The sequence below is a fragment of the Microcystis protocystis FBCC-A270 genome (genome assembly GCF_050500235.1).
Classification (GTDB): Bacteria; Cyanobacteriota; Cyanobacteriia; order Cyanobacteriales; family Microcystaceae; genus Microcystis; species Microcystis ichthyoblabe_A.
The window spans coordinates 3,979,170-3,998,207 of the sequence record NZ_CP191407.1 but is presented as its reverse complement, the minus strand read 5'-3'; the positions used below and the strand labels follow the sequence as shown (position 1 = coordinate 3,998,207).

Below are 19,038 nucleotides of genomic sequence, written 5' to 3'. Positions count from 1 at the left end.
TTATGATAGAGTGCGATCGCGTTCAGCTTGACTATCTTCTAACTCCTTCAACAGTGCTGCAAGTCGAAAACTTACTTTTCCGCTTAAGTTCGGATCTTCCTGCAATCTTTCAAGTGCCTCAGCCGCTTCTGGTATGGCAATTTTAACTAGATCATCCATTGCTTCTATAGAGCCTTTTCGAGCTAAAGATTCTAGTTGATTAACTGCTAAACCTCCCATTCTGATCAACGCTTCTCGCACTTCTATAAAATGGGGTTGATTGGGATCATAGTAAATAACTAATTTTTCTACTGCTTGAGGCAAATTAGTGGCGGATAAGGCTTGAGCCGCTGCTTTTTGGCTGGCTGAATTATCTAAACTAGCAACTAAAAAATCAAATAATGCTTTCCCTCTAGGACGAAAATCAGCCGCGACTGAGCCGAAAGCACTACAAATTGATTCATCAGTTTTCAATTGTGTCTTAAAATAATCTATAATCTCCTGAGCAACTTCTGGTGTTACTTCTTGAGCATCTGCTAAACATTCAAATGCTGTCAGTGTATCTTGTTGATATACCGCCGCAATTAAATCCGTACTACTGTTGTTTGGCAATCCACACCATAACTTAACAATTTCTAGCCAGTCGCTAGGAGCATTTTGCCATTTTTGAATTAATTCATCTTGTCTGTTTGTTAAAGCTGCTGCTACGAAATATTCTTGTAGAGTGAGATGAGGAAAATAATAACGCTGTCCGCCATCAATGCGAAGCAATAATCCACTGCGTTTGACGATTTCATCAACGATAGAATTAGCATCTTTAGGCTCTAGATTTAATGAAGGTAAGACTTGTTTAACTTGTTCCCATACTTCAGAATCAAGAAGACTGCGGCGATCTTGCTGTTGTCGATTAGTGCTATTCTGAGCATAGAGTGCTAAATGTTGCAGAACTCGCCGCTTGTTGACACCCCTATATTGATTATCAATATTTCTTTCTTGATCGCGCAATTCTAATAAAACATCAGTAGCTTTAGTGTAAAATTCGGCTCGCGAATGAGGTAAAACGAAGGGAGTATCAGTATAAAGATAAGCGATGATTGTTAACAGTAGGGGATTCCGCGCCAGTGCCATAATTTTCGGTTTAGCTCGCAAGTTTTGAATCAATTGTTCTACTGATTTCTCTGGCGGCATTTCCGACTTCCACGCTTGCAAAAAGCGGCGCATTTGTTGGTCACTAAATTCGTCAATCTCTAAAGTTTCCTCGGTATTATCGACAAACTCATCATGATAAACAGCCGTCCGACAGGTAATAATTACTCGACATTTTTTATAATTTTCTAATTCTAAAAAGTCCTTAAGACACCGAACAACAGAAGAGCGAACGCCACTACTAACCTCATCTAACCCATCTAAAAGCAGCAGCAAACGTCCGTCTTTTAAACCTTGAGAGATGAAACGATTAGCTTTAGGAAAATTATGGCGATCGCAAGCTTCTACTAAATGTTGTTCTAACTTTTCTACTGTCAAATTAGCCTCATTGAGGCGGTTCAATTCTAGTAAAATTGGCACGGGACGATCCGATAAATTTTTGAATCGTCCTTCTGAATAGGAAAGTGCTAGATATTTTAATAACATCGACTTCCCCGAACCAGGCGCACCTTTAACCACTAAGCGGCGGTATTTTTGCACCGCATTTTCTGCTTCAATCAAAGAGCGATCGCTCGCTTTAAAAGCTTTTAAAGAAACATAAATCTCCCGCATTTCTAGGGGACGATGAGGACGAAAAGGTATATTAAGTTTTTGATATTTATCAATTAATGCTTGTCGATACTTTTTAAGAGCAATATTTTCAAATAAGGGTGTTCCAGCAAAGGTTTTATAAATCCATTTACTAATCGCTTCTAAAGACTGATTGAGCCATTTTTTTAAGGTATCACTAATAACAGTCCCCAAAATACCACCCAAAACAAGAATAACAATCACAGGTATCCAGGCAGGATATTTATTACTATCATATTGTTGTTCATAGATATCCCATAATTCATCCTGTGGAAAACAAGAAGCTTGAGAATTTACCTCTTTATACAAATTTAAAATATCACCAATTGTCTTTTTCTTTTTATCAGTATTGAAAAAATTCCACTGGTCAGCTTTTGCATCTTGTTTTGCCCGATTTTGAATATCTCCCCTAAGTTGGTTACAGGGATTAGGTGCAGGAAGCTTTTGAGTAAAAACAGGCAAAATTGTCCCCCACGCGACTGAAATTGCCAGCGCTAGGACAAAAATCATCAATAACTGCTGCTTTTTCCAGTGAATAAACTTCATTGTCTGTACCGTTTCTTTGCCTTTTTCCCACATCCTGGCTACCAATATAAAACTGATTTATACAGTATAGGCTACATATAAGGAGAGGCACTCATGCACGAGGGGGAATAAATAATCAGTTTTTAATAACCAGATTTAGTATGATAACTGAAAACTCACATCTGATAACTGATAACTGATAACTGACTCCTGACTTTTAGACAAAAAATCTCTCCCTAAAGAGGAGAGAAGTCAAAAAAAGCACGAATAACAATGGGTGGGAGGCGATTTTTATAGGTCGCCACCACGAAAAGCTAGTAGGAAAATGACAAAGGGGCCAGCTAACATGATTAGCGCCACGAAGGTGAGTTGAAAAATGGGTTCTAAATTGAGAGCCGCAAATAATTCCATGATGTCTCCTAACCTGTTTACAATGATTTAAAAGGCTAATCTGGTCAAAACCATTGTCTCTGGTCAAAACCATTGTCTATCATACAGGGGATGATTCGCTGGTTTTCCTGATTCGATACAAAAATACATAAAGTTTTGTTGCAATTCTGAATTTTCCCGCTTTCCTATTTCCTTCCCACCGAGGGACCATCTCAATGTTCAACTCTCTGACCACATCTCCCGACTCGTTAACCCAAATTTACACTGGTTTTCAGGCACTCTCGGATCCCCTACGGCTGCAAATTTTGCAACTGTTGCGACATCAGGAATTATGCGTCTGTGAATTGCGCGACCATCTCGATATCGCCCAATCTAAATTATCTTTTCACCTAAAAACGCTAAAAGAAGCTAATTTAGTCCGCAGTCGTCAAGAGGGTCGTTGGATCTACTACAGCCTGAATCTATCTCAATTTCTTCTCCTAGAAGAATATCTATCCGAATATCGTCGTTTTGCTGCCCTCGTCCCCGCTCGTTTCTGCGAGGAAAATCAGTAACCAATCAAGATTTTTAGAAATATTAAAGCTTTATAACTAGCTTTTACCCTTGACATATCAACTTTTTTTGAAATAATAAAGGTGGATTACCCAATCTCCCATTATTCTCTTTCCACCTTTGTGCGATGACTAATCAAATCAATCCTAAAGCCGCCAAAGCTGGCGGTAGCCTTAGTATTTTTGAAAAATACCTTACCCTTTGGGTTATTTTCTGTATTTTGGCGGGAATTGCCCTCGGTCGGTCATTTCCGGACGTAGCGCGGACTTTAGATGCCATGAGTATCTATAACGTTTCTATTCCGATCGCCATCTGTCTTTTCTTCATGATGTATCCGATCATGGTTAAGATCGACTTTTCTCAAGCTCTTCGGGCTGCCCGTACTCCCAAACCAGTTATTTTAACTTTAGTGGTTAATTGGCTGATCAAACCCTTTACCATGGTGGCGCTGGCTCAATTTTTTCTCGGCTGGCTGTTTCTGCCTTGGTTGAGTCAAACGGAGATTATCCGAGGACAGACGGTAAGTTTAGCTAGTTCCTACACTGCTGGAGCTATTTTACTAGGAATTGCTCCCTGTACGGCCATGGTTTTGATGTGGGGCTATCTTTCCTACAGTAACCAGGGTCATACCCTAATTATGGTAGCAGTCAATTCCCTAGCGATGCTTTTTCTCTACGCTCCTCTAGGTAAATGGTTACTGGCAGCTAATAATTTTGTAGTCCCCTGGCAGACCATTGTTTTTTCTGTGTTAATCTACGTTGGTTTACCGCTTATTGCTGGTATCTATAGCCGTCACTGGATTTTTAAACATAAAGGACGCGCCTGGTTTGAATCGCGTTTTCTTCACTATCTCAGTCCTGTGGCAATCACTGCCTTATTGTTAACCTTAATCCTCCTCTTTGCTTTCAAAGGCGATTTAATTGTTAGTAATCCCCTGCATATTTTCCTGATTGCTATTCCCCTGTTTATTCAAACTAATCTGATTTTTTTACTTAGTTATGTGGCCGCTCTCAAACTCAATTTAGTTTACGAAGATGCGGCTCCCGCTGCTTTAATTGGTGCTAGTAATCATTTTGAGGTCGCGATCGCCACTGCGGTGATGTTATTCGGATTGAATTCGGGGGCTGCTTTAGCGACAGTAGTGGGGGTATTGATTGAAGTACCTGTGATGTTAATGTTGGTAGAATTCTGTAAAAAAACCGCCTTTTGGTTTCCCAGAGATCCAGAAAAAGCCACCCTTCTCGATCCTCGTTGCTTGAGTCCTTACAAATAATTATTCACCATGATCCAATCGACTCACAAACCAAGAATTCTTTTTCTATATGGCTCTTTGCGGCCACGTTCCTACAGTCGTTTATTAGCAGAAGAAGCGGCCAGAATTATCACTGAATATGGGGCAGAAGTGCGCTTTTTTGATCCCCGTGAATTGCCGATTTATGGCAGTGTTCCCGATACTCATGCCAAGGTGCAAGAATTACGAGAATTAAGTCAATGGTCTGAGGGTCAAGTCTGGTCATCTCCCGAACTTCACGGCAATATTAGCGGCATTATCAAAAACCAAATTGATTGGATTCCCTTAAGTATTGGTGCGGTTAGACCTACCCAAGGCCGCACTTTAGCAGTTATGCAAGTAAGCGGAGGTTCCCAATCTTTTAATGCGGTTAATACTCTGCGAATTCTTGGTCGTTGGATGCGAATGTTTACTATTCCTAATCAATCTTCGGTGGCTAAAGCTTATCAGGAGTTTAACGAGGATGGCACGATGAAAGATTCCCCCTATCGAGATCGAGTTATTGATGTGATGGAGGAACTTTATAAGTTTACCATTCTCCTGCGAGATCAGGTAGATTATCTGACCGATCGCTATAGTGAAAGAAAGGAAAAAGCCGCCCAAGAAATAGCCACAATTGCCCATAAAGCTATTAATTAAATCAATTTCTAGGAGTTAAAATCATGAAAAAAGTCATGTTTGCCTGTAGAAAAAATTCCTGTCGTTCCCAAATCGCCGAAGGTTTCGCTAAAACTTTAGGTGCGGGTAAAATTGCTGTCACCAGTTCTGGATTAGAAGCGGCCAAAGTTCACCCCGGAGCAATCGAAGTTATGGGGGAAATTGGTATCGATATTACTGACCAAACTTCTAAATCAATTAGGGATTTTAATCCTGAAGATTACGATGCCGTTATCTCCCTATGTGGTTGCGGTGTCAATCTGCCGGAAGGATGGGTTTTACAGGAAATTTTCGAGGATTGGTTAATTGATGATCCCGATGGTCAACCTATGGAAACTTTTCGCCGAGTTCGCGATGAAATTAAGGCTAAAGTTATCAGATTAATCGAGCAGTTAAGTAGGTAGTTGTTAAAAGTTGTCAGACACCCCCCTTATCAAGGGGGGATTAAGGTAGGGTTGATTCATTTAAATTAAGTACAGCTGATTTTGAGTCAATAAATTTGACTTAAGATTCTCAAGTTTATCTTTTTCTAATCAAAAGAGTTAGTTACAATAACTAATCTTTAATCCTCTGCCAATATTTATTATGAATAAATTGATAAAACTTGTTCTCAAGGCACTAAAAGCCTATCTCTCTTGAAGTTGTCTGAGAGTACATCCTGTTAATTTAGCTAATTTTTCTGCTTCTTACGTCGATAAAACTATCAATTTTTCCCAACGTTCAGCTAACCACTTCTGTCCCTCCGTGATTGAGAGAAAACCCAAACCTCTGAAAAGATTCAATCCTATAGTTGTGAGAATTGACCAATTGCTTGCCGCTTGAAAATCACTGATCTCGCTTTTATCTTCCTCAAAAATTACATCTTTTACCCAATGTAACTGATTTTCTATTTTCCAATATCCTCGAATAATTTTAGCAAATACTTGAGCGGATTCGGTTAGGCTACACTTCGACAGGCTCAGTGACCGCTGATATAGTAAGCTGTTTCTTCATAAGTTTTATCCCCGCGACTACCCCTTCTTTCTACTTTAATAATTCTTCGCAGATTTTCAAACCCTTGTCTTTCATTTTTCCTCACTTTAAAAACTTCTATTTTTCTTGATATTTTTCGTCCATGACTATTATTTTGACGGTGATAACATAATCATTTTTACTCTTGGCTATTAAGCTGATTGTTTTTTTCTGACAGTGTCAAGCATCCCCAGTAAAAACTTTATTTTGGAAAGAGCAATCCTCAATTATAGCTTAACCTTCGTCGATTTCAGACCCTTTTTTGTTTTCGACTCTTTTTAAGTGTAATACTAATCCACACTTCGACACATTTCGACACATTTTGACAAGCTCAATGTAAAGGGTCAGTGACACTTTCTTGACTAAACAATGAGACAAGCATGATAAAATTTTGTTGTTCATTGTTAGGATTCTTTAGGGTGTTTTTGAGACTTTTTCTATCTATGTCTAGCCAATTTATATCATATCTTTGTCCATATTCTTCTAATACCCATTCATTAAACATTTTTAACAAACTCTGACATTTAATTCCCATTATTAAGTACCTAAGCAAAATTAATTACACATTTCGATAAAGCTTGGTTCTTCCGAACTTACACTGTAGAAAATTCCCCAAGCTTCCTCTCTGTCCAGCAATGCTCTAAAGTTGATAAATATCAATCTAATAAAAACTCAAAGCCCTATTGTACAAGCTTTACAAGCATGAGTTGTTGATAGTTTTGCATGACAGTTTCGGTAGAGCCTAAAGCTTTTGCCTATTGCCTATTGCATGAGTGCCTATCCTAACCAAGAAATTAATTTTGCACGACTACTTACCCTTCTAATTATTGAACAAAGTCCTAGAAATCAGCCAAATTACCGCCCTATTTTTTGACACCTACAATTAAGGATAATCAGGGCAGTATCAGCCTCGAAATCGTCAAAAACACCGATAACCATCCGGGGAAAGTTGACGGCCAACCTGAACCTAGAACTAGGGAGACAAAAACAAGATCGGGCAGAAAGCCGATACTTGTTACAATAGTTTACAAATCACCCTGCCCCGTCACCGAACTATGTCCGAACAGATGATCTCCCCAGAGACGCAACCCGAAGAAGCGATTACTGTTGAAGTGCAGCCCGTCCATATTCCCGAAGAGCATCGGGAAGATATCGGCCCCATGGATGACAACGTGGCCGAGAGTTGGCGCTACAATCCCCAAGTTATTAACGACTATTACCGTGGGCGACCTCTAGACGTTGTGGGGAGATTAATCGAAATTACTCTACCAGTTTTATCTTTTCTCATCGGTATCTGGTGGGATAAACTGCGGGGAAAATCGCCGAAAAATGAAATTAGACGGGCTGTACAATTGCGGGAAATGTTGACCAAATTGGGACCGACCTATATTAAAATCGGTCAAGCTCTCTCTACCCGTCCTGATTTAGTACCGCCTTTATATTTAGAAGAATTAACCACTCTCCAGGATCAAATTCCCTCTTTTCCTAACGAAATCGCCTATCGTTTTATCGAAGAAGAATTAGGTTATTCTCCTGAAGAAATTTATGCAGAATTATCCCCCAATCCCATAGCGGCCGCTTCCCTAGGACAAGTTTATAAAGGTAAATTAAAAACCGGAGAGAGAGTCGCCGTTAAAGTACAGCGTCCCGATTTGATTCGCTGTATAACTTTAGATGTGTATATCATGCGTAGTTTGGCGAGTTGGGCGAAAATTAATGTTAAAAGACTTCGCTCCGATTTAGTGGCAATTACCGACGAATTAGCTGGTCGTATTTTTGAAGAAATTAATTATCTGCACGAAGGACAAAACGCCGAAAAATTCGCTCAACTTTATGGTCACATTGCCGAAATTTACATCCCCAAAATCTACTGGAAATATACCGGGCGACGGGTTTTAACCATGGAGTGGGTGGACGGCACAAAATTAACTAATATCAAAGAAATTCAAGCGCAAGGTATTGATGCCACCTACTTAGTTAATGTGGGGGTGCAGTGTTCTTTGCGTCAATTACTTGAACACGGATTTTTCCATGCAGATCCCCATCCGGGTAATTTATTAGCGACTCCCGATGGTAAATTAGCTTATCTTGATTTCGGCATGATGAGCAATATTGAACCCTATCAACGCTACGGTTTAATCGAAGCGGTGGTGCATTTAGTCAACCGGGATTTTGAGTCTCTGGCCAAGGATTATGTTAAACTAGACTTCCTATCACCAACTACCAATTTAGAGCCAATTATTCCCGCTTTTTCGGAAGTTTTCGGTAATGCTTTGGGGGCGAGTGTGGCAGAATTAAACTTTAAAAGTATCACCGATAAAATGTCGGCGATGATGTACGAGTTTCCCTTTCGAGTTCCTGCCTATTATGCCCTGATTATTCGCTCGATGGTGACTTTAGAGGGAATAGCGATTGGCATCGATCCTAATTTTAAGGTACTGAGTAAAGCCTATCCTTATATTGCCAAACGTCTGCTAACCGATCCTTCCACGGAGTTGCGAGATTCCCTGCGGGATTTATTGTTTAAAGACGGTACTTTTCGCTGGAATCGTTTAGAAAATCTCTTGCGTAATGCTAAAGATTCTAATGATTTTAACTTCGAGAAAGTCAGCGAACAAGCATTAGATTTTCTTCTGTCAGATAGGGGTATATTTATCCGCGAAAAATTAGTGAATGAGTTAGTAAATACCCTCGATAATTTCGGCCGTCGCACTTGGTTTAATCTCACGGTTAATTTCCGGCAACAGGTCGGTTTAACGGTACAAGAAACTCCCCCAGAATTGTTGGGTGATGCTAAGAGTTTTGAGCATCTTCGCAACATCTTTATTATTTTACAGGAAACAAAAGGATTCGATGCCATGGCTATGGTGCCAGTGATGACGAAACTAATCGCTAAACCGGAAACCCAACAGATGGGACAAAAAATTGCTGAAGGTTTGCTACAAAAATCCCTAGCGCGTTTAATTCGTTACCTAGTTCTCGAATTTGATAGACCAAATCATCGGCAAAATGGAGAATTATCGAAAGCTTTACCCGCTGCCGATTAACCTCTGTCAGTTCCACCGACTGCTCAAAATCTGAGCATTTCCGACAATAAAGGCCGTGAAATAAATTTCACGGCTACGAGAAAAACGCTAAACTGTTTTTAAAGTTTTTTTATCCTAACTGGTTAACGGGGTTTAAAGGTGACTTGTAAACCGTCCCGGGGGTGGGGAGTGGGGATAGTGGTGAGGGTGAGATCTTGATTAGGGAGTAATTGCCAATCATACTTTTGTACTAAACGGACGGCTAAAATTTTCATCTCTAAACGAGCGAATTCCTTGCCGATACATTCGCGCAATCCCGCACCAAAGGGGATATATCCGTAGGGTTTTTCTTCGGCTAAAAAGCGATCGGGATCAAAGGTTTCAGGATGGGAATAAATATTATTATCTTTATGGGTATTGCTGATTTGATACTGCACTATCCATCCTTTCGGCAAATGATAACCGTTAAATTGACAGTCTTCTATTACCCGACGGAATCCTCCTCCCACGGGGGGAGTAAAACGTAAAACTTCCTTTAAAACGCGATCTAAATAGGTCATCTGTTTGAGGGTATCAACGCTTAAAGGAGTGGATAGATCAAAATTAGTTATTTCCTCAAGGACAAGCTGAAAAATATCGGGATGCAGTGCCATTTGTAGGCAGAAAGTGGCGATAGCAGAGGTTAAAGTTTCATGACCAGCAAAGAGTAATAATAGCACTTGATCCTTTAATTCCGCTAGGGATAAACTTTGACCGTTTTCGTCTTTAGCTTGTAAAAGGATAGCAAGAGCATCCTGGCCAGGGTTATCATTTTTTTGTCTTTCTAAAATGATAGTTTCGAGCGCTTGCAGTAATTCTTCTCGACAGCGTAATGCTTTGCCGAAAGCTGTCCAAGGAAGGGGAAGGGGAAGGGTAAATAGTCCCGCAGAAAAAGTATCAAAAGCTTCTCCTAATTTGGTAGCAGAACCCTGGTCAAGACCGACAAATAATTTACAGGCGATATCGAGGGTATAGTTTCTTAATTCAGGATACCATGACAGGGTTTTTGCGGTTTGCCAACGCTCTAAATAGTGAGCGGTAATTGTTTCTACCGTAGGGATATAACTTGCTAGGGACCGGGGTTGAAAAGCTTGATAGATTAAGCGACGACGGGAAGCGTGGACATCTCCTGTATGCACCGCTAAAGATGCGCTGCCTAGGAGAGTTTTGGTGCTTTTAGGCCAAGTTGCCGCAAAGTATTTATTCTCGTTGCTGAGGAGAAACCGGTTAGCTTCGGCACCGGATAAAATTATCGTGGGACTGCCAAAAATATGAGTACGGAAAAGTTGACCATATTTATTATGACGTTTGCTGGCAAAATCCCCATCGGTTAAAAAAGCGATTGTTTCTCCTAATAGGGGTAATCCGAAACTGCCGGGGGGTAGGGGTAAATCGTTGCTTGTAGTCATCGCTGCCTCTAGGGTAAAACTAATCATTTGCCGTCGATTAACCCTGTTTATTCTAACCTAAAGCACTGGGGAATTCATCCCCCAGCGATCGCACTTGACCAAGGCAAGTATCTAGGCAAAATTAATTACACATCTCACCAGTCAGTCAACAACAAGAATTGCCGCCAATTGACATTTTTTAAGATCACCGCCATAATCACCCATTGCTAATAGTAATTCGCGGCAAACGATGCTTAAACCCGCAGAGAATTTCCCAGGATATCGTACCTAAATCCCGCGCCCAATCGTCGGCGGTGATGCACTGCGGGCCATCTTTACCGATAAGTGTGACGATTTCCCCTGTTTTTACCTCTGGAATCTCGCTCACGTCAATCATTAACTGATCCATGGTTATCGCGCCGATTTGGGGTACTAAACGTCCTCTCAGGGATACTTTTAAACGATTGGAGAGATTGCGGGGAATTCCATCGGCGTAACCGATACCGACCACAGCAATACGGGTGTCTTTTGCCGCTATGTACTGATGACCATAACTCACTCCGGAGCCAGCGGCAATGGTTTTGACTTGGGCAATGCGCGCTTTTACTTGCAGGACGGGTTGCAAAGGGACTTTATCGGTGAGATGATCGGCAGGATAAAGACCGTAGAGAGCTAATCCGACTCTAACTCGATCGTAGTGCAGAGATCGATCGCTTAGGGTAGCGGCAGAGTTGGCTAAATGCAGACAGGGGGGATGATAACCTTTTGATCTTAACTCGGCGATCGCTTGTTGGAATCTTTGCCGTTGTAACTGCATGATCTCGGGATTAGGATCGTCAGCTGTGGCAAAATGGGAGTATATACTGGCAATTTTCAGGTTAGGAGCCTCTAAAACCTGTTCGACGAATTTGGTGCCGTTGTGCCATTGTGTACCTAAGCGAGACATCCCCGTATCTAGTTTGATATGAACTGGCAGCCGCTGCTCTAAGCGTCTCATAACGCTGGCAAAAATTTGCACCTGTTCGATTTGTACCAGGGTGGGTTGCAATTGCCAATGGGCCAAGGCTGCCACTTCTTCCAGGGTATTGACTGCCCCTAAAATCATAATTGGGGCAACGATTCCTGCTTCGCGTAGTTCGATACCTTCCCCGATAGTCGCGATGGCTAAAGACTGCGCTCCGGCTTCTAAAACGCTGTTAGCCACCTTAACTGCCCCGTGTCCGTAAGCATCGGCTTTAATTACCGCCATTAATTCCGTTTTTGGGGCTAATAAGTCCTTGACTTTTCGCACGTTTTGTTGTAATGCCGAGCGATCGATCTCTACCCAAGCACGATAGCGAATTACTTCCGACAATTGATAATCATGACGGTTTTTGGGCGGATTGATAATTTTTGGTTCGATGCTAAACGTCACTCGCTCACTCCTTTGCACGCATAACCCAATTTATACCAAAAGAAAACCGAGAGGGCTAGGAAAAAAGCCGGAAACTCCTCTGGATTTCCTCCTTTTTCCAGGCGGAATCTAGGCTTTAAGATGAATGGGATGTTAGGAAGTTCCCGAAAAAATTGGCAGTTAGGGTTATCGGTGTTAGGGGTTAGGGTTTTTTCGCAGAGAATGAACAGTAACCGCTAATCAGTGACAAGAAAGTAGGGAAATTTTCACCTAACACTATCTCAGTGGTTGGACAGAAGTGAAGTTAACTATAGGGTAAGGAATGCCAAAAAGCCTAGACTAAGATAAAATTATTATATCCAACCAGATGCAGTACAGGAGTTTAGCCAATGTCTAACGAAACTGTTACTTATTCCCTAGAAGCTGTCCTCACAAGGATTGAGGGGAAGATCGATAAGATTGATGAGCGCTTGACAAAAGTAGAAATAGGATTAACCGATATCAAAGGAGATATTAAAGTGTTAGACGAGAAAATCGAAGGCATGGAAAATCGGCTAATATCGGTAGAGGGAACCCAAAAAAATCAGGTCTGGACATTGATTATCCTTTTGGGAAGTGCCATTATTACTGCCGCTTGGAAAGTATTTTTTTCCAGTAATATCTGAGTTCTCTAATTCTCAACAAGACTACAGTTAACCGCTCCTGAAAGAAAATTTTCTTAAAGCCTAGACTTAAGATAAAATTATATCCAACCAGATGCAGTATAGGAGTTTACCAAATGTCTAACGAAACTGTTACTTATTCCCTAGAAGCTGTCCTCACAAGGATTGAGGGAAAGATCGACTCGCTTGAGAAGCGGGTTAACGAAAGATTTGACAAGGTAGAAGATCGGTTAACCAAACTAGAAATAGGAGTAACTGATCTTAAAGGGGATATTAAAGTGTTAGACGAGAAAATCGAAGGCATCGACAATCGGCTAATATCGGTAGAGGGAACCCAAAAAAATCAGGTCTGGACATTGATTATCCTTTTGGGAAGTGCCATTATTACGGCTGCTTGGAAAGTATTTTTTTCCAGTAATATCTGAGTTCTCTAATTCTCAACAAGACTACAGTTAATCGCTCCTGAAAGAAAATTTTCTTAAAGCCTAGACTAAGATAAAATTATATCCAACCAGATGCAGTATAGGAGTTTAGCCAATGTCTAACGAAACTGTCACTTATTCCCTGGATGTCGTCCTTAAAGAAATTAAAGACAGTATCAAGGAAGTTAGTCAAAAATTCGATAAGATTGATGAGCGCTTGACCAAAGTAGAAATAGGAATAGCCGATCTCAAAGGGGATATTAAAGTTTTAGACGGGAAAATCGAAGGCATCGACAATCGGCTAATATCGGTAGAGGGAACCCAAAAAAATCAGGTCTGGACATTGATTATCCTTTTGGGAAGTGCCATTATTACGGCCGCTTGGAAAGTATTTTTTTCCGGCAATATCTGAGTTCTCCAATCCTCAACAAAACTACAGTTAACCGCTCCTGAAAGAAAATTTTTTTAAAGCCTAGACTAAGATAAAATTATATCCAACCAGATGCAGTATAGGAGTTGACCCAATGTCTAACGAAACTGTTACTTATTCCCTGGATGTCGTCCTTAAAGAAATTAAAGACAGTATCAAGGAAGTTAGCCAGAAATTCGATAAGATTGATGAACGGTTTGATCGATTAGATAATCGCTTAACAAAACTTGAGATAGGACAAGCAGATATCAAAGGGGATATTAAAGTTTTAGACGGGAAAATTGAAGGCATCGACAATCGGCTAAAATCAGTGGAAGGAACCCAAAAAAATCAGGTCTGGACATTGATTATCCTTTTGGGAAGTGCCATTATTACGGCCGCTTGGAAAGTCTTTTTTTCCAGTAATATCTGAGTTATACAATCCTCAACAAGACTACAGTTAACCCAACACAGTTGACCAGATTTCCTCATTGCTTATTTACCAATACAAAAACGGCTAAAAATGCGATCAAGTACCGATTCAGTCACTTCTTCGCCGGTAATTTCTCCTAAAGCTTGAATGGCAGTACGCAGATCGATCGACCAAAAATCAAAAGGCAAATTTTGGTCAATTGTGTTTTTGACCTGTTGCAAAGCAATTTTCGCCCTAGTTAAAGCGGCCGCCTGTCGTTGATTAATGGCTAAATCCAAATTAGCCGCCTGTATTTCTTGATTTTGGACAGCATTAATAATAGTTTTTTCTAACTCTTCAATACCCTGATTTTGGGCGGCGGAAAGCTTGACAACTCGCTCAATTTCTGCTGGATAAATTACCGTTTCGGGATGAGCTAAATCAATTTTATTAATCACTAAAATTAATCGGCGATCGCTGACAGAGCGATAAATTTCCTCATCTTCCTCTGTCCATCCGGACTCTGCGGAGACGGTTAAGAGAACTAAATCAGCAGACCGGGCCGTTTGACGGGAACGTTCCACCCCAATTTGTTCAACTCGATCGCTGGCCGAGCGAATTCCTGCCGTATCGAGGACTTGTACGGGAATTCCCGCCACAACTAGCTGAGATTCGACGATATCGCGGGTAGTGCCGGGTAAATCGGTGACAATCGCTCGATCGCTCCGACTCCAAGCATTTAACAAACTGGATTTACCCACATTCGGCCGCCCCACGATCGCCACTTTCAGACCACTACGCAGCAATTCCCCGCGCTCGGCGGTGGCTAAAATTAAATTTACTTGACAAAAAACCTGTTCTATGCTATGGAGAACCGCCTCGCAATCCAAGGGCGGTAAATCCTCTTCAAAGTCAATACGGGCCTCAATTTCAGCCAAAATATCGAGACAGGTGGCCCGCAAATGGCGGATCGGTTGCGCGAGTTTCCCCTGCAACCCAGCGAGGGCAAATTGTGCCGCTTGGGGAGAACGCGCCCCAACGAGATCGACGACGCTTTCGGCTTGAGTTAGGTCAATTCTGCCGTTAAGAAAGGCACGCAGGCTAAATTCCCCCGCTTGTGCCAAACGCGCCCCATTTTCTAGACATAACTGTAACACCTGTTGTACGGGAATAATGCCGCCATGACAGTGAAATTCCACCACATCCTCGCGGGTGAAAGAGCGGGGCGCTAACATGAGCAACAGCAAAGCTTCATCGATAATTGCCTGACTTTGGGGATGCCGGATATAACCGTAGAGAAGACGATGACTTTGCCATTTTTGACGATTGCGGGTATGGAAAAGCCGACGAGCGATCGCCACTGCCTGACTACCGGATAAACGGACAATACCGATACTACCCTGTTCCGGAACGATCGCCGTAGCGATGGCGGCGATCGTATCCCCTGTGTTTAACATCTCTTAATCACTCCTTGCTAAAATTGAAGTCAGGATCAATTTTGTCAGCATTTATCCCGAAAATATGCGCTCAAGGTCATTAAAAGCGAGAAAAAGCCGCAAATATTCAAGTAATCGCTTACTGCGATTTTTGCGCTATTGGTATATTCGCTTAATGCGATTACAAGGACATCCTAGGGAAATTGCCAGGGGTTTTGCCTTGGGAGTTTTTTCGGGATTTTTCCCGTGGATCGGCCTTCAAATCATCATCGCTATCTTTTTAGCTACCCTATTTCGTGCCAACAAAATTGCCGCTGCTGCTGGTACTTATATCAGCAATCCCGTGACCGATCTGCCGATTTTCCTGTTTAATTATAGATTGGGAGAGTTTATTCTTGGTCAAAGCGGGCGATCGAATGTGGGTGACATTTTTCAAACTAATCAAAGCTTCATCGAAAAGTTAGCTAGTTCTGGCGGCCAATTTCTTTTGACCCTGTTTTTTGGTTGCTTACTATCAGCGACGGTATTTGCTACTATAACCTATTTTGTTAGCTATCGCCTAGTTCATCAACGGTATCACCGGCGACAAACAAGGAGAAAACGCTGATAAATTGTAACCGTTCGGGGGGGACGAAATCTGGTAATCTAAGAGGCATCGATGAGAAGCACCTACGGTAATCCCACAATAAGTCTAAACTGTTATTTGATTGAATGAATACTATGATTGTGTTGTATTCAGCAAGTCTTCATCAATGATCAGTTATAGTCCATCCCATAATCCCATCAATCACAGTTAAGACGATGGCTGTGACTGTCGCATCATTTGTAAATTATTACGAATCATTTGTGTATTGAGATGCTCTTTACTTAATGTATTGACATACAATACTTTTGTCATTTAATCAGTAGGAAGTAGGTCTGAAATTATATTTAAAAAATCTCTCACTTTTGCAATGAAAGGAAGAACTTGTAATTCATCAAAATCTGCAAAGTCTGTATAATCTGCTTCGAGACGGTATTCAAACAATTCGTTATAAATTGCACCAAAGTCTTTTGAAATAATTTCGCTACGGATGTAGTTTTTGTTGAAGAGACTACGGACACCTGTATGTTTTGGAGATGAAAGATTATCATAAGCAAGTAAAGCCGTAACAGCATAAAAGCAACTATAGTACAGACGATTGATACAACTATTCCATCTTGCACCATCAGCAAGAGAACAAGCATCTTGATAAGCTTCCTCTGCACGATTTAAACGATACCTAATTAGTTGATCGTGAGGGGAATTTTTACTCATAGCATAATAGCTTCTTTGTTAACTGATTGCCAGAAAGGAGTAGTTTGTAATAAGGGATGTTCCCATTGATTTTTGCTGCGAACAATGGTACAAATAACTTCTTCTGTTTCCCATTCGATTTCATAAATTTGACGACGGATTTGAGATGTGCGAGTAGGGTTAGTGATCCCATCAACTAATACTAATATATCCCAATCAGAGTCTGGTTGAGCATCGTTTCGCGCCCGTGAACCATAAAGAAATATTTGCGCTTGTGGTTCGATCGCTTGTACTGCTTGTTTAATTTTATTGAGTAATAGTTGTTTGTCCATGATTTTTTATGACCTTTTTGTACTGCAAAACAATATTAACAATATAGTCCATCCCATAATCCCATAATAAGTCTAAACTATGATTGAAATGATTGAATGAATACTATGATTGTGTTGTATTCAGCAAGTCTTCATCAATGATCAATTATAGTCCATCCCATAATCCCATAATAAGTCCAAACTATGATTGAAATGATTGAATGAATACTATGATTGTGTTGTATTCAGCAAGTCTTCATCAATGATCAATTATAGTCCATCCCATAATCCCATAATAAGTCCAAACTATGATTGAAATGATTGAATGAATACTATGATTGTGTTGTATTCAGCAAGCCTTCATCAATGATCAATTATAGTCCATCCCATAATCCCATCAATCACAGTTAAGACGATGGATATTGCTGTTGTCGCATCATTTGTAAACTTTTCCGAATTTGAACAATAGTAGAGTGATTTTTCCTAATAGTCGTTGACTCCATTTTATAGTAGTTCTATTTTTTAAAAAAGAATAATAAAACCTTCTTGGGTAAAGTGCTTGTCATGGGTAAGCACTTCAAAAATATCCATTTGTTGCATAATTATCATTGATATGCAGTCTGTAATACTATAACCTTTGTCTGACCGTTGTTTATATAATTCAAAACCTAATTGACGTAATTCTGGTGTATAGGAAATAACTTGTATTGTTTTTTCCCGTAGCATTTGCGTACACATTAAGAGTGCTTTCTGTCTCATAATAGTTCCTCTACATGAAGCATAGTTCAGTATCTCATCAATAATGCCATCCGTTGTTATTAGTTGATCATTGATACAATTATGAGCATAGTTGAGTGCGATTTGATGCCAGTCATCTTTGGGGTTGAGTAAAGCGATCCAATAAAAGGTGTCGGCAAAAATTTGCTTCATGGTTAATGTTTAGGAGTACCGTAGATGTAATGATCATGTTGCTCTGCACTATCGGTTGGTAAGGTATCTAAAACTTCTTGAGGAATATCAGCAGTGAGTTCTTCGATAAATCGCGCGAAAGGTTTAGATTGTTCTTGCGATCGATGATGTTTGATTTTGGCTAACAATAAAAAGTCAAAAACTTCTTCTATTACCTCATCGGATACTGTTTCAATTTCATGAATTAGTTGTTCTTTAATGGTCATAATTTTACCTTTGTAAGTTCTTCAACTATAGCCTATATCAGTTATCAGTGATTAATTCAATTATAGTCCATCCCATAATCCCATCAATCACAGTTAAGACGATGGATGTTGCTGTTGTCGCAGCGTTTGTAAGTTTTCCCGAATCTTAACAGTAGCAGGATGATTCTCCCCTAAAGCTTGCTCGGCAATTGCTAATGCTTGTAAATAGAGGGGGTTCAGCTTCCGCGTACCTTCCTTGAGATTGGTAGAGTTTTGCTAAATTATTAAGATTTTCAGTGACATTGGGATAGTTATCGCCTTCAAAAATTTCTGGACAGTATTTTTTTTGATTTGCCAGAAATTCCTGTGAGGTAACTTCAGTAAAATATTGGTGGATAATATTGCGAAATTCTTTAGGATCTAGCATGGTTAATTTTCTCCTTCTATTTAATTAACTCTTCATACTCATCATGAGAACCAATCCAAAACCAGTAATAATCTTCACCTTTTTTCAATGCTAAAGCTCTATAATTCTCAGTTATTCGGACTGACCAGACATTTTTCCCTACTTTCTTGAAATGTAATGATCGATGGAAAACATTACTAATCCAGAGACGATAGGCTTTTTTGGCCTGTTGCTTAATGTAGGGAGGTAAGTTGGCATAACATTGCCAAAAATCAGGAGTTGTTAAGGATTTCATCTAAAGGCTTAACTTGATTGTTACTGATATCATTGTTGACTTTTTGTAATAGTCGATCGAGTTTCCCTGATTCGAGATCGTTTTTTATCTGTTTGTCCCAACTATCATCAAGATAGTCTTGTAACCAAGCTGATAATTGATGGATTTCTTCGTCAGGCAACTGGAGAATCGCGGATTCAATATCTTTGAGTGTAGTCATGATTGTTTGGTTGATTGAAGGTGATTCTA

The 19,038-nt window shown here is 40.4% G+C and carries 22 protein-coding genes and 1 pseudogene; 10 read left to right on the top strand and 13 right to left on the bottom strand.

Features of this window, described 5'->3' with window-relative positions:
• Both ACQY1X_RS19475 and psb30 read right to left on the bottom strand, forming a co-directional pair.
• Positions 1 to 2,334 (bottom strand): NACHT domain-containing protein, encoded by a 2,334-nt coding sequence (locus ACQY1X_RS19475; RefSeq protein ID WP_430015025.1) that lies wholly within the window; start codon positions 2,332 to 2,334, stop codon positions 1 to 3.
• A gap of 237 nt (positions 2,335 to 2,571) precedes the next feature.
• Positions 2,572 to 2,691, bottom strand: coding sequence for a photosystem II reaction center protein Ycf12/Psb30 (psb30, locus tag ACQY1X_RS19470; RefSeq protein ID WP_002736367.1), 120 nt, complete (start codon positions 2,689 to 2,691; stop codon positions 2,572 to 2,574).
• A 194-nt stretch (positions 2,692 to 2,885) separates the two neighbouring features.
• On the opposite strand from psb30, the gene ACQY1X_RS19465 reads away from it, so the two are divergent.
• The 4 genes from ACQY1X_RS19465 to arsC all read left to right on the top strand — a co-directional run bounded on the left by ACQY1X_RS19465 (position 2,886) and on the right by arsC (position 5,574).
• Complete coding sequence (locus ACQY1X_RS19465) at positions 2,886 to 3,224, top strand: ArsR/SmtB family transcription factor (protein ID WP_002737698.1); 339 nt, start codon at positions 2,886 to 2,888, stop codon at positions 3,222 to 3,224.
• Between the two features lie 125 nt (positions 3,225 to 3,349).
• On the top strand, positions 3,350 to 4,495 hold the full coding sequence (gene arsB, locus ACQY1X_RS19460) for an ACR3 family arsenite efflux transporter (protein WP_103112036.1): 1,146 nt from the start codon (positions 3,350 to 3,352) through the stop codon (positions 4,493 to 4,495).
• 9 nt (positions 4,496 to 4,504) lie between these two features.
• Positions 4,505 to 5,152 (top strand): arsenical resistance protein ArsH, encoded by a 648-nt coding sequence (gene arsH, locus ACQY1X_RS19455; protein WP_002750383.1) that lies wholly within the window; start codon positions 4,505 to 4,507, stop codon positions 5,150 to 5,152.
• Between the two features lie 23 nt (positions 5,153 to 5,175).
• On the top strand, positions 5,176 to 5,574 hold the full coding sequence (gene arsC / locus ACQY1X_RS19450) for an arsenate reductase, glutathione/glutaredoxin type (RefSeq protein WP_069475695.1): 399 nt from the start codon (positions 5,176 to 5,178) through the stop codon (positions 5,572 to 5,574).
• 282 nt (positions 5,575 to 5,856) lie between these two features.
• On the opposite strand, the pseudogene ACQY1X_RS19445 reads toward arsC, so the two are convergent.
• Positions 5,857 to 6,731, bottom strand: a pseudogene (locus ACQY1X_RS19445) (ISAs1 family transposase); the annotation flags it as partial.
• 505 nt (positions 6,732 to 7,236) lie between these two features.
• Between ACQY1X_RS19445 and ACQY1X_RS19440 the strand changes: the two are divergent.
• Positions 7,237 to 9,228 (top strand): ABC1 kinase family protein, encoded by a 1,992-nt coding sequence (locus tag ACQY1X_RS19440; RefSeq protein ID WP_430013375.1) that lies wholly within the window; start codon positions 7,237 to 7,239, stop codon positions 9,226 to 9,228.
• A 122-nt stretch (positions 9,229 to 9,350) separates the two neighbouring features.
• Here the strand turns inward: ACQY1X_RS19440 and ACQY1X_RS19435 are convergent, their stop codons facing one another.
• Positions 9,351 to 10,655: a cytochrome P450 gene (locus ACQY1X_RS19435; RefSeq protein ID WP_430015748.1), complete on the bottom strand. Its 1,305-nt coding sequence runs from the start codon at positions 10,653 to 10,655 to the stop codon at positions 9,351 to 9,353.
• A gap of 196 nt (positions 10,656 to 10,851) precedes the next feature.
• Entirely contained in the window at positions 10,852 to 12,048 is a 1,197-nt protein-coding gene (gene alr / locus ACQY1X_RS19430; RefSeq protein WP_430015024.1) for an alanine racemase, read from the bottom strand.
• 368 nt (positions 12,049 to 12,416) lie between these two features.
• On the opposite strand from alr, the gene ACQY1X_RS19425 reads away from it, so the two are divergent.
• From ACQY1X_RS19425 to ACQY1X_RS19410, 4 genes are all read left to right on the top strand, one after another.
• Positions 12,417 to 12,692: a polyhydroxyalkanoate biosynthesis repressor PhaR gene (locus ACQY1X_RS19425; RefSeq protein WP_430013373.1), complete on the top strand. Its 276-nt coding sequence runs from the start codon at positions 12,417 to 12,419 to the stop codon at positions 12,690 to 12,692.
• 113 nt (positions 12,693 to 12,805) lie between these two features.
• Positions 12,806 to 13,114 (top strand): DUF4164 family protein, encoded by a 309-nt coding sequence (locus ACQY1X_RS19420; protein WP_002760170.1) that lies wholly within the window; start codon positions 12,806 to 12,808, stop codon positions 13,112 to 13,114.
• Positions 13,115 to 13,226: 112 nt separating this feature from the next.
• On the top strand, positions 13,227 to 13,523 hold the full coding sequence (locus tag ACQY1X_RS19415) for a polyhydroxyalkanoate biosynthesis repressor PhaR (RefSeq protein ID WP_287743092.1): 297 nt from the start codon (positions 13,227 to 13,229) through the stop codon (positions 13,521 to 13,523).
• A gap of 112 nt (positions 13,524 to 13,635) precedes the next feature.
• Positions 13,636 to 13,953: a polyhydroxyalkanoate biosynthesis repressor PhaR gene (locus ACQY1X_RS19410; RefSeq protein ID WP_104396203.1), complete on the top strand. Its 318-nt coding sequence runs from the start codon at positions 13,636 to 13,638 to the stop codon at positions 13,951 to 13,953.
• Positions 13,954 to 14,015: 62 nt separating this feature from the next.
• Here ACQY1X_RS19410 and mnmE read toward each other — a convergent pair whose 3' ends face one another.
• Positions 14,016 to 15,389, bottom strand: coding sequence for a tRNA uridine-5-carboxymethylaminomethyl(34) synthesis GTPase MnmE (gene mnmE / locus ACQY1X_RS19405; protein ID WP_430013372.1), 1,374 nt, complete (start codon positions 15,387 to 15,389; stop codon positions 14,016 to 14,018).
• A 64-nt stretch (positions 15,390 to 15,453) separates the two neighbouring features.
• On the opposite strand from mnmE, the gene ACQY1X_RS19400 reads away from it, so the two are divergent.
• The gene (locus ACQY1X_RS19400; RefSeq protein WP_123230562.1) at positions 15,454 to 15,975 is read left to right on the top strand and encodes a DUF2062 domain-containing protein; all 522 of its coding nucleotides are present in this window, start codon (positions 15,454 to 15,456) and stop codon (positions 15,973 to 15,975) included.
• A 291-nt stretch (positions 15,976 to 16,266) separates the two neighbouring features.
• Here the strand turns inward: ACQY1X_RS19400 and ACQY1X_RS19395 are convergent, their stop codons facing one another.
• From ACQY1X_RS19395 to ACQY1X_RS19365, 7 genes are all read right to left on the bottom strand, one after another.
• The gene (locus ACQY1X_RS19395; protein ID WP_002750396.1) at positions 16,267 to 16,665 is read right to left on the bottom strand and encodes a HEPN domain-containing protein; all 399 of its coding nucleotides are present in this window, start codon (positions 16,663 to 16,665) and stop codon (positions 16,267 to 16,269) included.
• The gene (locus ACQY1X_RS19390) at positions 16,662 to 16,976 is read right to left on the bottom strand and encodes a nucleotidyltransferase domain-containing protein (protein ID WP_002737075.1); all 315 of its coding nucleotides are present in this window, start codon (positions 16,974 to 16,976) and stop codon (positions 16,662 to 16,664) included. The genes ACQY1X_RS19395 and ACQY1X_RS19390 overlap by 4 nt, the downstream gene beginning before the upstream one ends.
• Positions 16,977 to 17,477: 501 nt before the next feature.
• Positions 17,478 to 17,885, bottom strand: a complete 408-nt coding sequence (locus ACQY1X_RS19385) for a type II toxin-antitoxin system VapC family toxin (RefSeq protein ID WP_008197333.1) — start codon at positions 17,883 to 17,885, stop codon at positions 17,478 to 17,480.
• A 2-nt stretch (positions 17,886 to 17,887) separates the two neighbouring features.
• Entirely contained in the window at positions 17,888 to 18,130 is a 243-nt protein-coding gene (locus tag ACQY1X_RS19380; protein WP_002735297.1) for a hypothetical protein, read from the bottom strand.
• A 145-nt stretch (positions 18,131 to 18,275) separates the two neighbouring features.
• Positions 18,276 to 18,536, bottom strand: coding sequence for a tetratricopeptide repeat protein (locus ACQY1X_RS19375; protein WP_430015023.1), 261 nt, complete (start codon positions 18,534 to 18,536; stop codon positions 18,276 to 18,278).
• Positions 18,537 to 18,552: 16 nt separating this feature from the next.
• Positions 18,553 to 18,810, bottom strand: coding sequence for a hypothetical protein (locus tag ACQY1X_RS19370; RefSeq protein WP_002737575.1), 258 nt, complete (start codon positions 18,808 to 18,810; stop codon positions 18,553 to 18,555).
• The gene (locus ACQY1X_RS19365) at positions 18,788 to 19,009 is read right to left on the bottom strand and encodes a hypothetical protein (RefSeq protein WP_002736659.1); all 222 of its coding nucleotides are present in this window, start codon (positions 19,007 to 19,009) and stop codon (positions 18,788 to 18,790) included. Before ACQY1X_RS19365 ends, ACQY1X_RS19370 begins: the two co-directional genes overlap by 23 nt.
• Positions 19,010 to 19,038 lie beyond the last annotated feature (29 nt).

Excerpts from the sequence above, each read along its gene's own strand:
- ACQY1X_RS19475 (WP_430015025.1), bottom strand. The coding sequence starts at position 2,334 with ATGTGGGAAAAAGGCAAAGAAACGGTACAGACAATGAAGTTTATTCAC.
- psb30 (WP_002736367.1), bottom strand. The coding sequence starts at position 2,691 with ATGGAATTATTTGCGGCTCTCAATTTAGAACCCATTTTTCAACTCACC.
- ACQY1X_RS19465 (WP_002737698.1), top strand. The coding sequence starts at position 2,886 with ATGTTCAACTCTCTGACCACATCTCCCGACTCGTTAACCCAAATTTAC.
- arsB (WP_103112036.1), top strand. The coding sequence starts at position 3,350 with ATGACTAATCAAATCAATCCTAAAGCCGCCAAAGCTGGCGGTAGCCTT.
- arsH (WP_002750383.1), top strand. The coding sequence starts at position 4,505 with ATGATCCAATCGACTCACAAACCAAGAATTCTTTTTCTATATGGCTCT.
- arsC (WP_069475695.1), top strand. The coding sequence starts at position 5,176 with ATGAAAAAAGTCATGTTTGCCTGTAGAAAAAATTCCTGTCGTTCCCAA.
- ACQY1X_RS19440 (WP_430013375.1), top strand. The coding sequence starts at position 7,237 with ATGTCCGAACAGATGATCTCCCCAGAGACGCAACCCGAAGAAGCGATT.
- ACQY1X_RS19435 (WP_430015748.1), bottom strand. The coding sequence starts at position 10,655 with ATGACTACAAGCAACGATTTACCCCTACCCCCCGGCAGTTTCGGATTA.
- ACQY1X_RS19425 (WP_430013373.1), top strand. The coding sequence starts at position 12,417 with ATGTCTAACGAAACTGTTACTTATTCCCTAGAAGCTGTCCTCACAAGG.
- ACQY1X_RS19420 (WP_002760170.1), top strand. The coding sequence starts at position 12,806 with ATGTCTAACGAAACTGTTACTTATTCCCTAGAAGCTGTCCTCACAAGG.
- ACQY1X_RS19415 (WP_287743092.1), top strand. The coding sequence starts at position 13,227 with ATGTCTAACGAAACTGTCACTTATTCCCTGGATGTCGTCCTTAAAGAA.
- ACQY1X_RS19410 (WP_104396203.1), top strand. The coding sequence starts at position 13,636 with ATGTCTAACGAAACTGTTACTTATTCCCTGGATGTCGTCCTTAAAGAA.
- mnmE (WP_430013372.1), bottom strand. The coding sequence starts at position 15,389 with ATGTTAAACACAGGGGATACGATCGCCGCCATCGCTACGGCGATCGTT.
- ACQY1X_RS19400 (WP_123230562.1), top strand. The coding sequence starts at position 15,454 with ATGCGCTCAAGGTCATTAAAAGCGAGAAAAAGCCGCAAATATTCAAGT.
- ACQY1X_RS19395 (WP_002750396.1), bottom strand. The coding sequence starts at position 16,665 with ATGAGTAAAAATTCCCCTCACGATCAACTAATTAGGTATCGTTTAAAT.
- ACQY1X_RS19390 (WP_002737075.1), bottom strand. The coding sequence starts at position 16,976 with ATGGACAAACAACTATTACTCAATAAAATTAAACAAGCAGTACAAGCG.
- ACQY1X_RS19385 (WP_008197333.1), bottom strand. The coding sequence starts at position 17,885 with ATGAAGCAAATTTTTGCCGACACCTTTTATTGGATCGCTTTACTCAAC.
- ACQY1X_RS19380 (WP_002735297.1), bottom strand. The coding sequence starts at position 18,130 with ATGACCATTAAAGAACAACTAATTCATGAAATTGAAACAGTATCCGAT.
- ACQY1X_RS19375 (WP_430015023.1), bottom strand. The coding sequence starts at position 18,536 with ATGCTAGATCCTAAAGAATTTCGCAATATTATCCACCAATATTTTACT.
- ACQY1X_RS19370 (WP_002737575.1), bottom strand. The coding sequence starts at position 18,810 with ATGAAATCCTTAACAACTCCTGATTTTTGGCAATGTTATGCCAACTTA.
- ACQY1X_RS19365 (WP_002736659.1), bottom strand. The coding sequence starts at position 19,009 with ATGACTACACTCAAAGATATTGAATCCGCGATTCTCCAGTTGCCTGAC.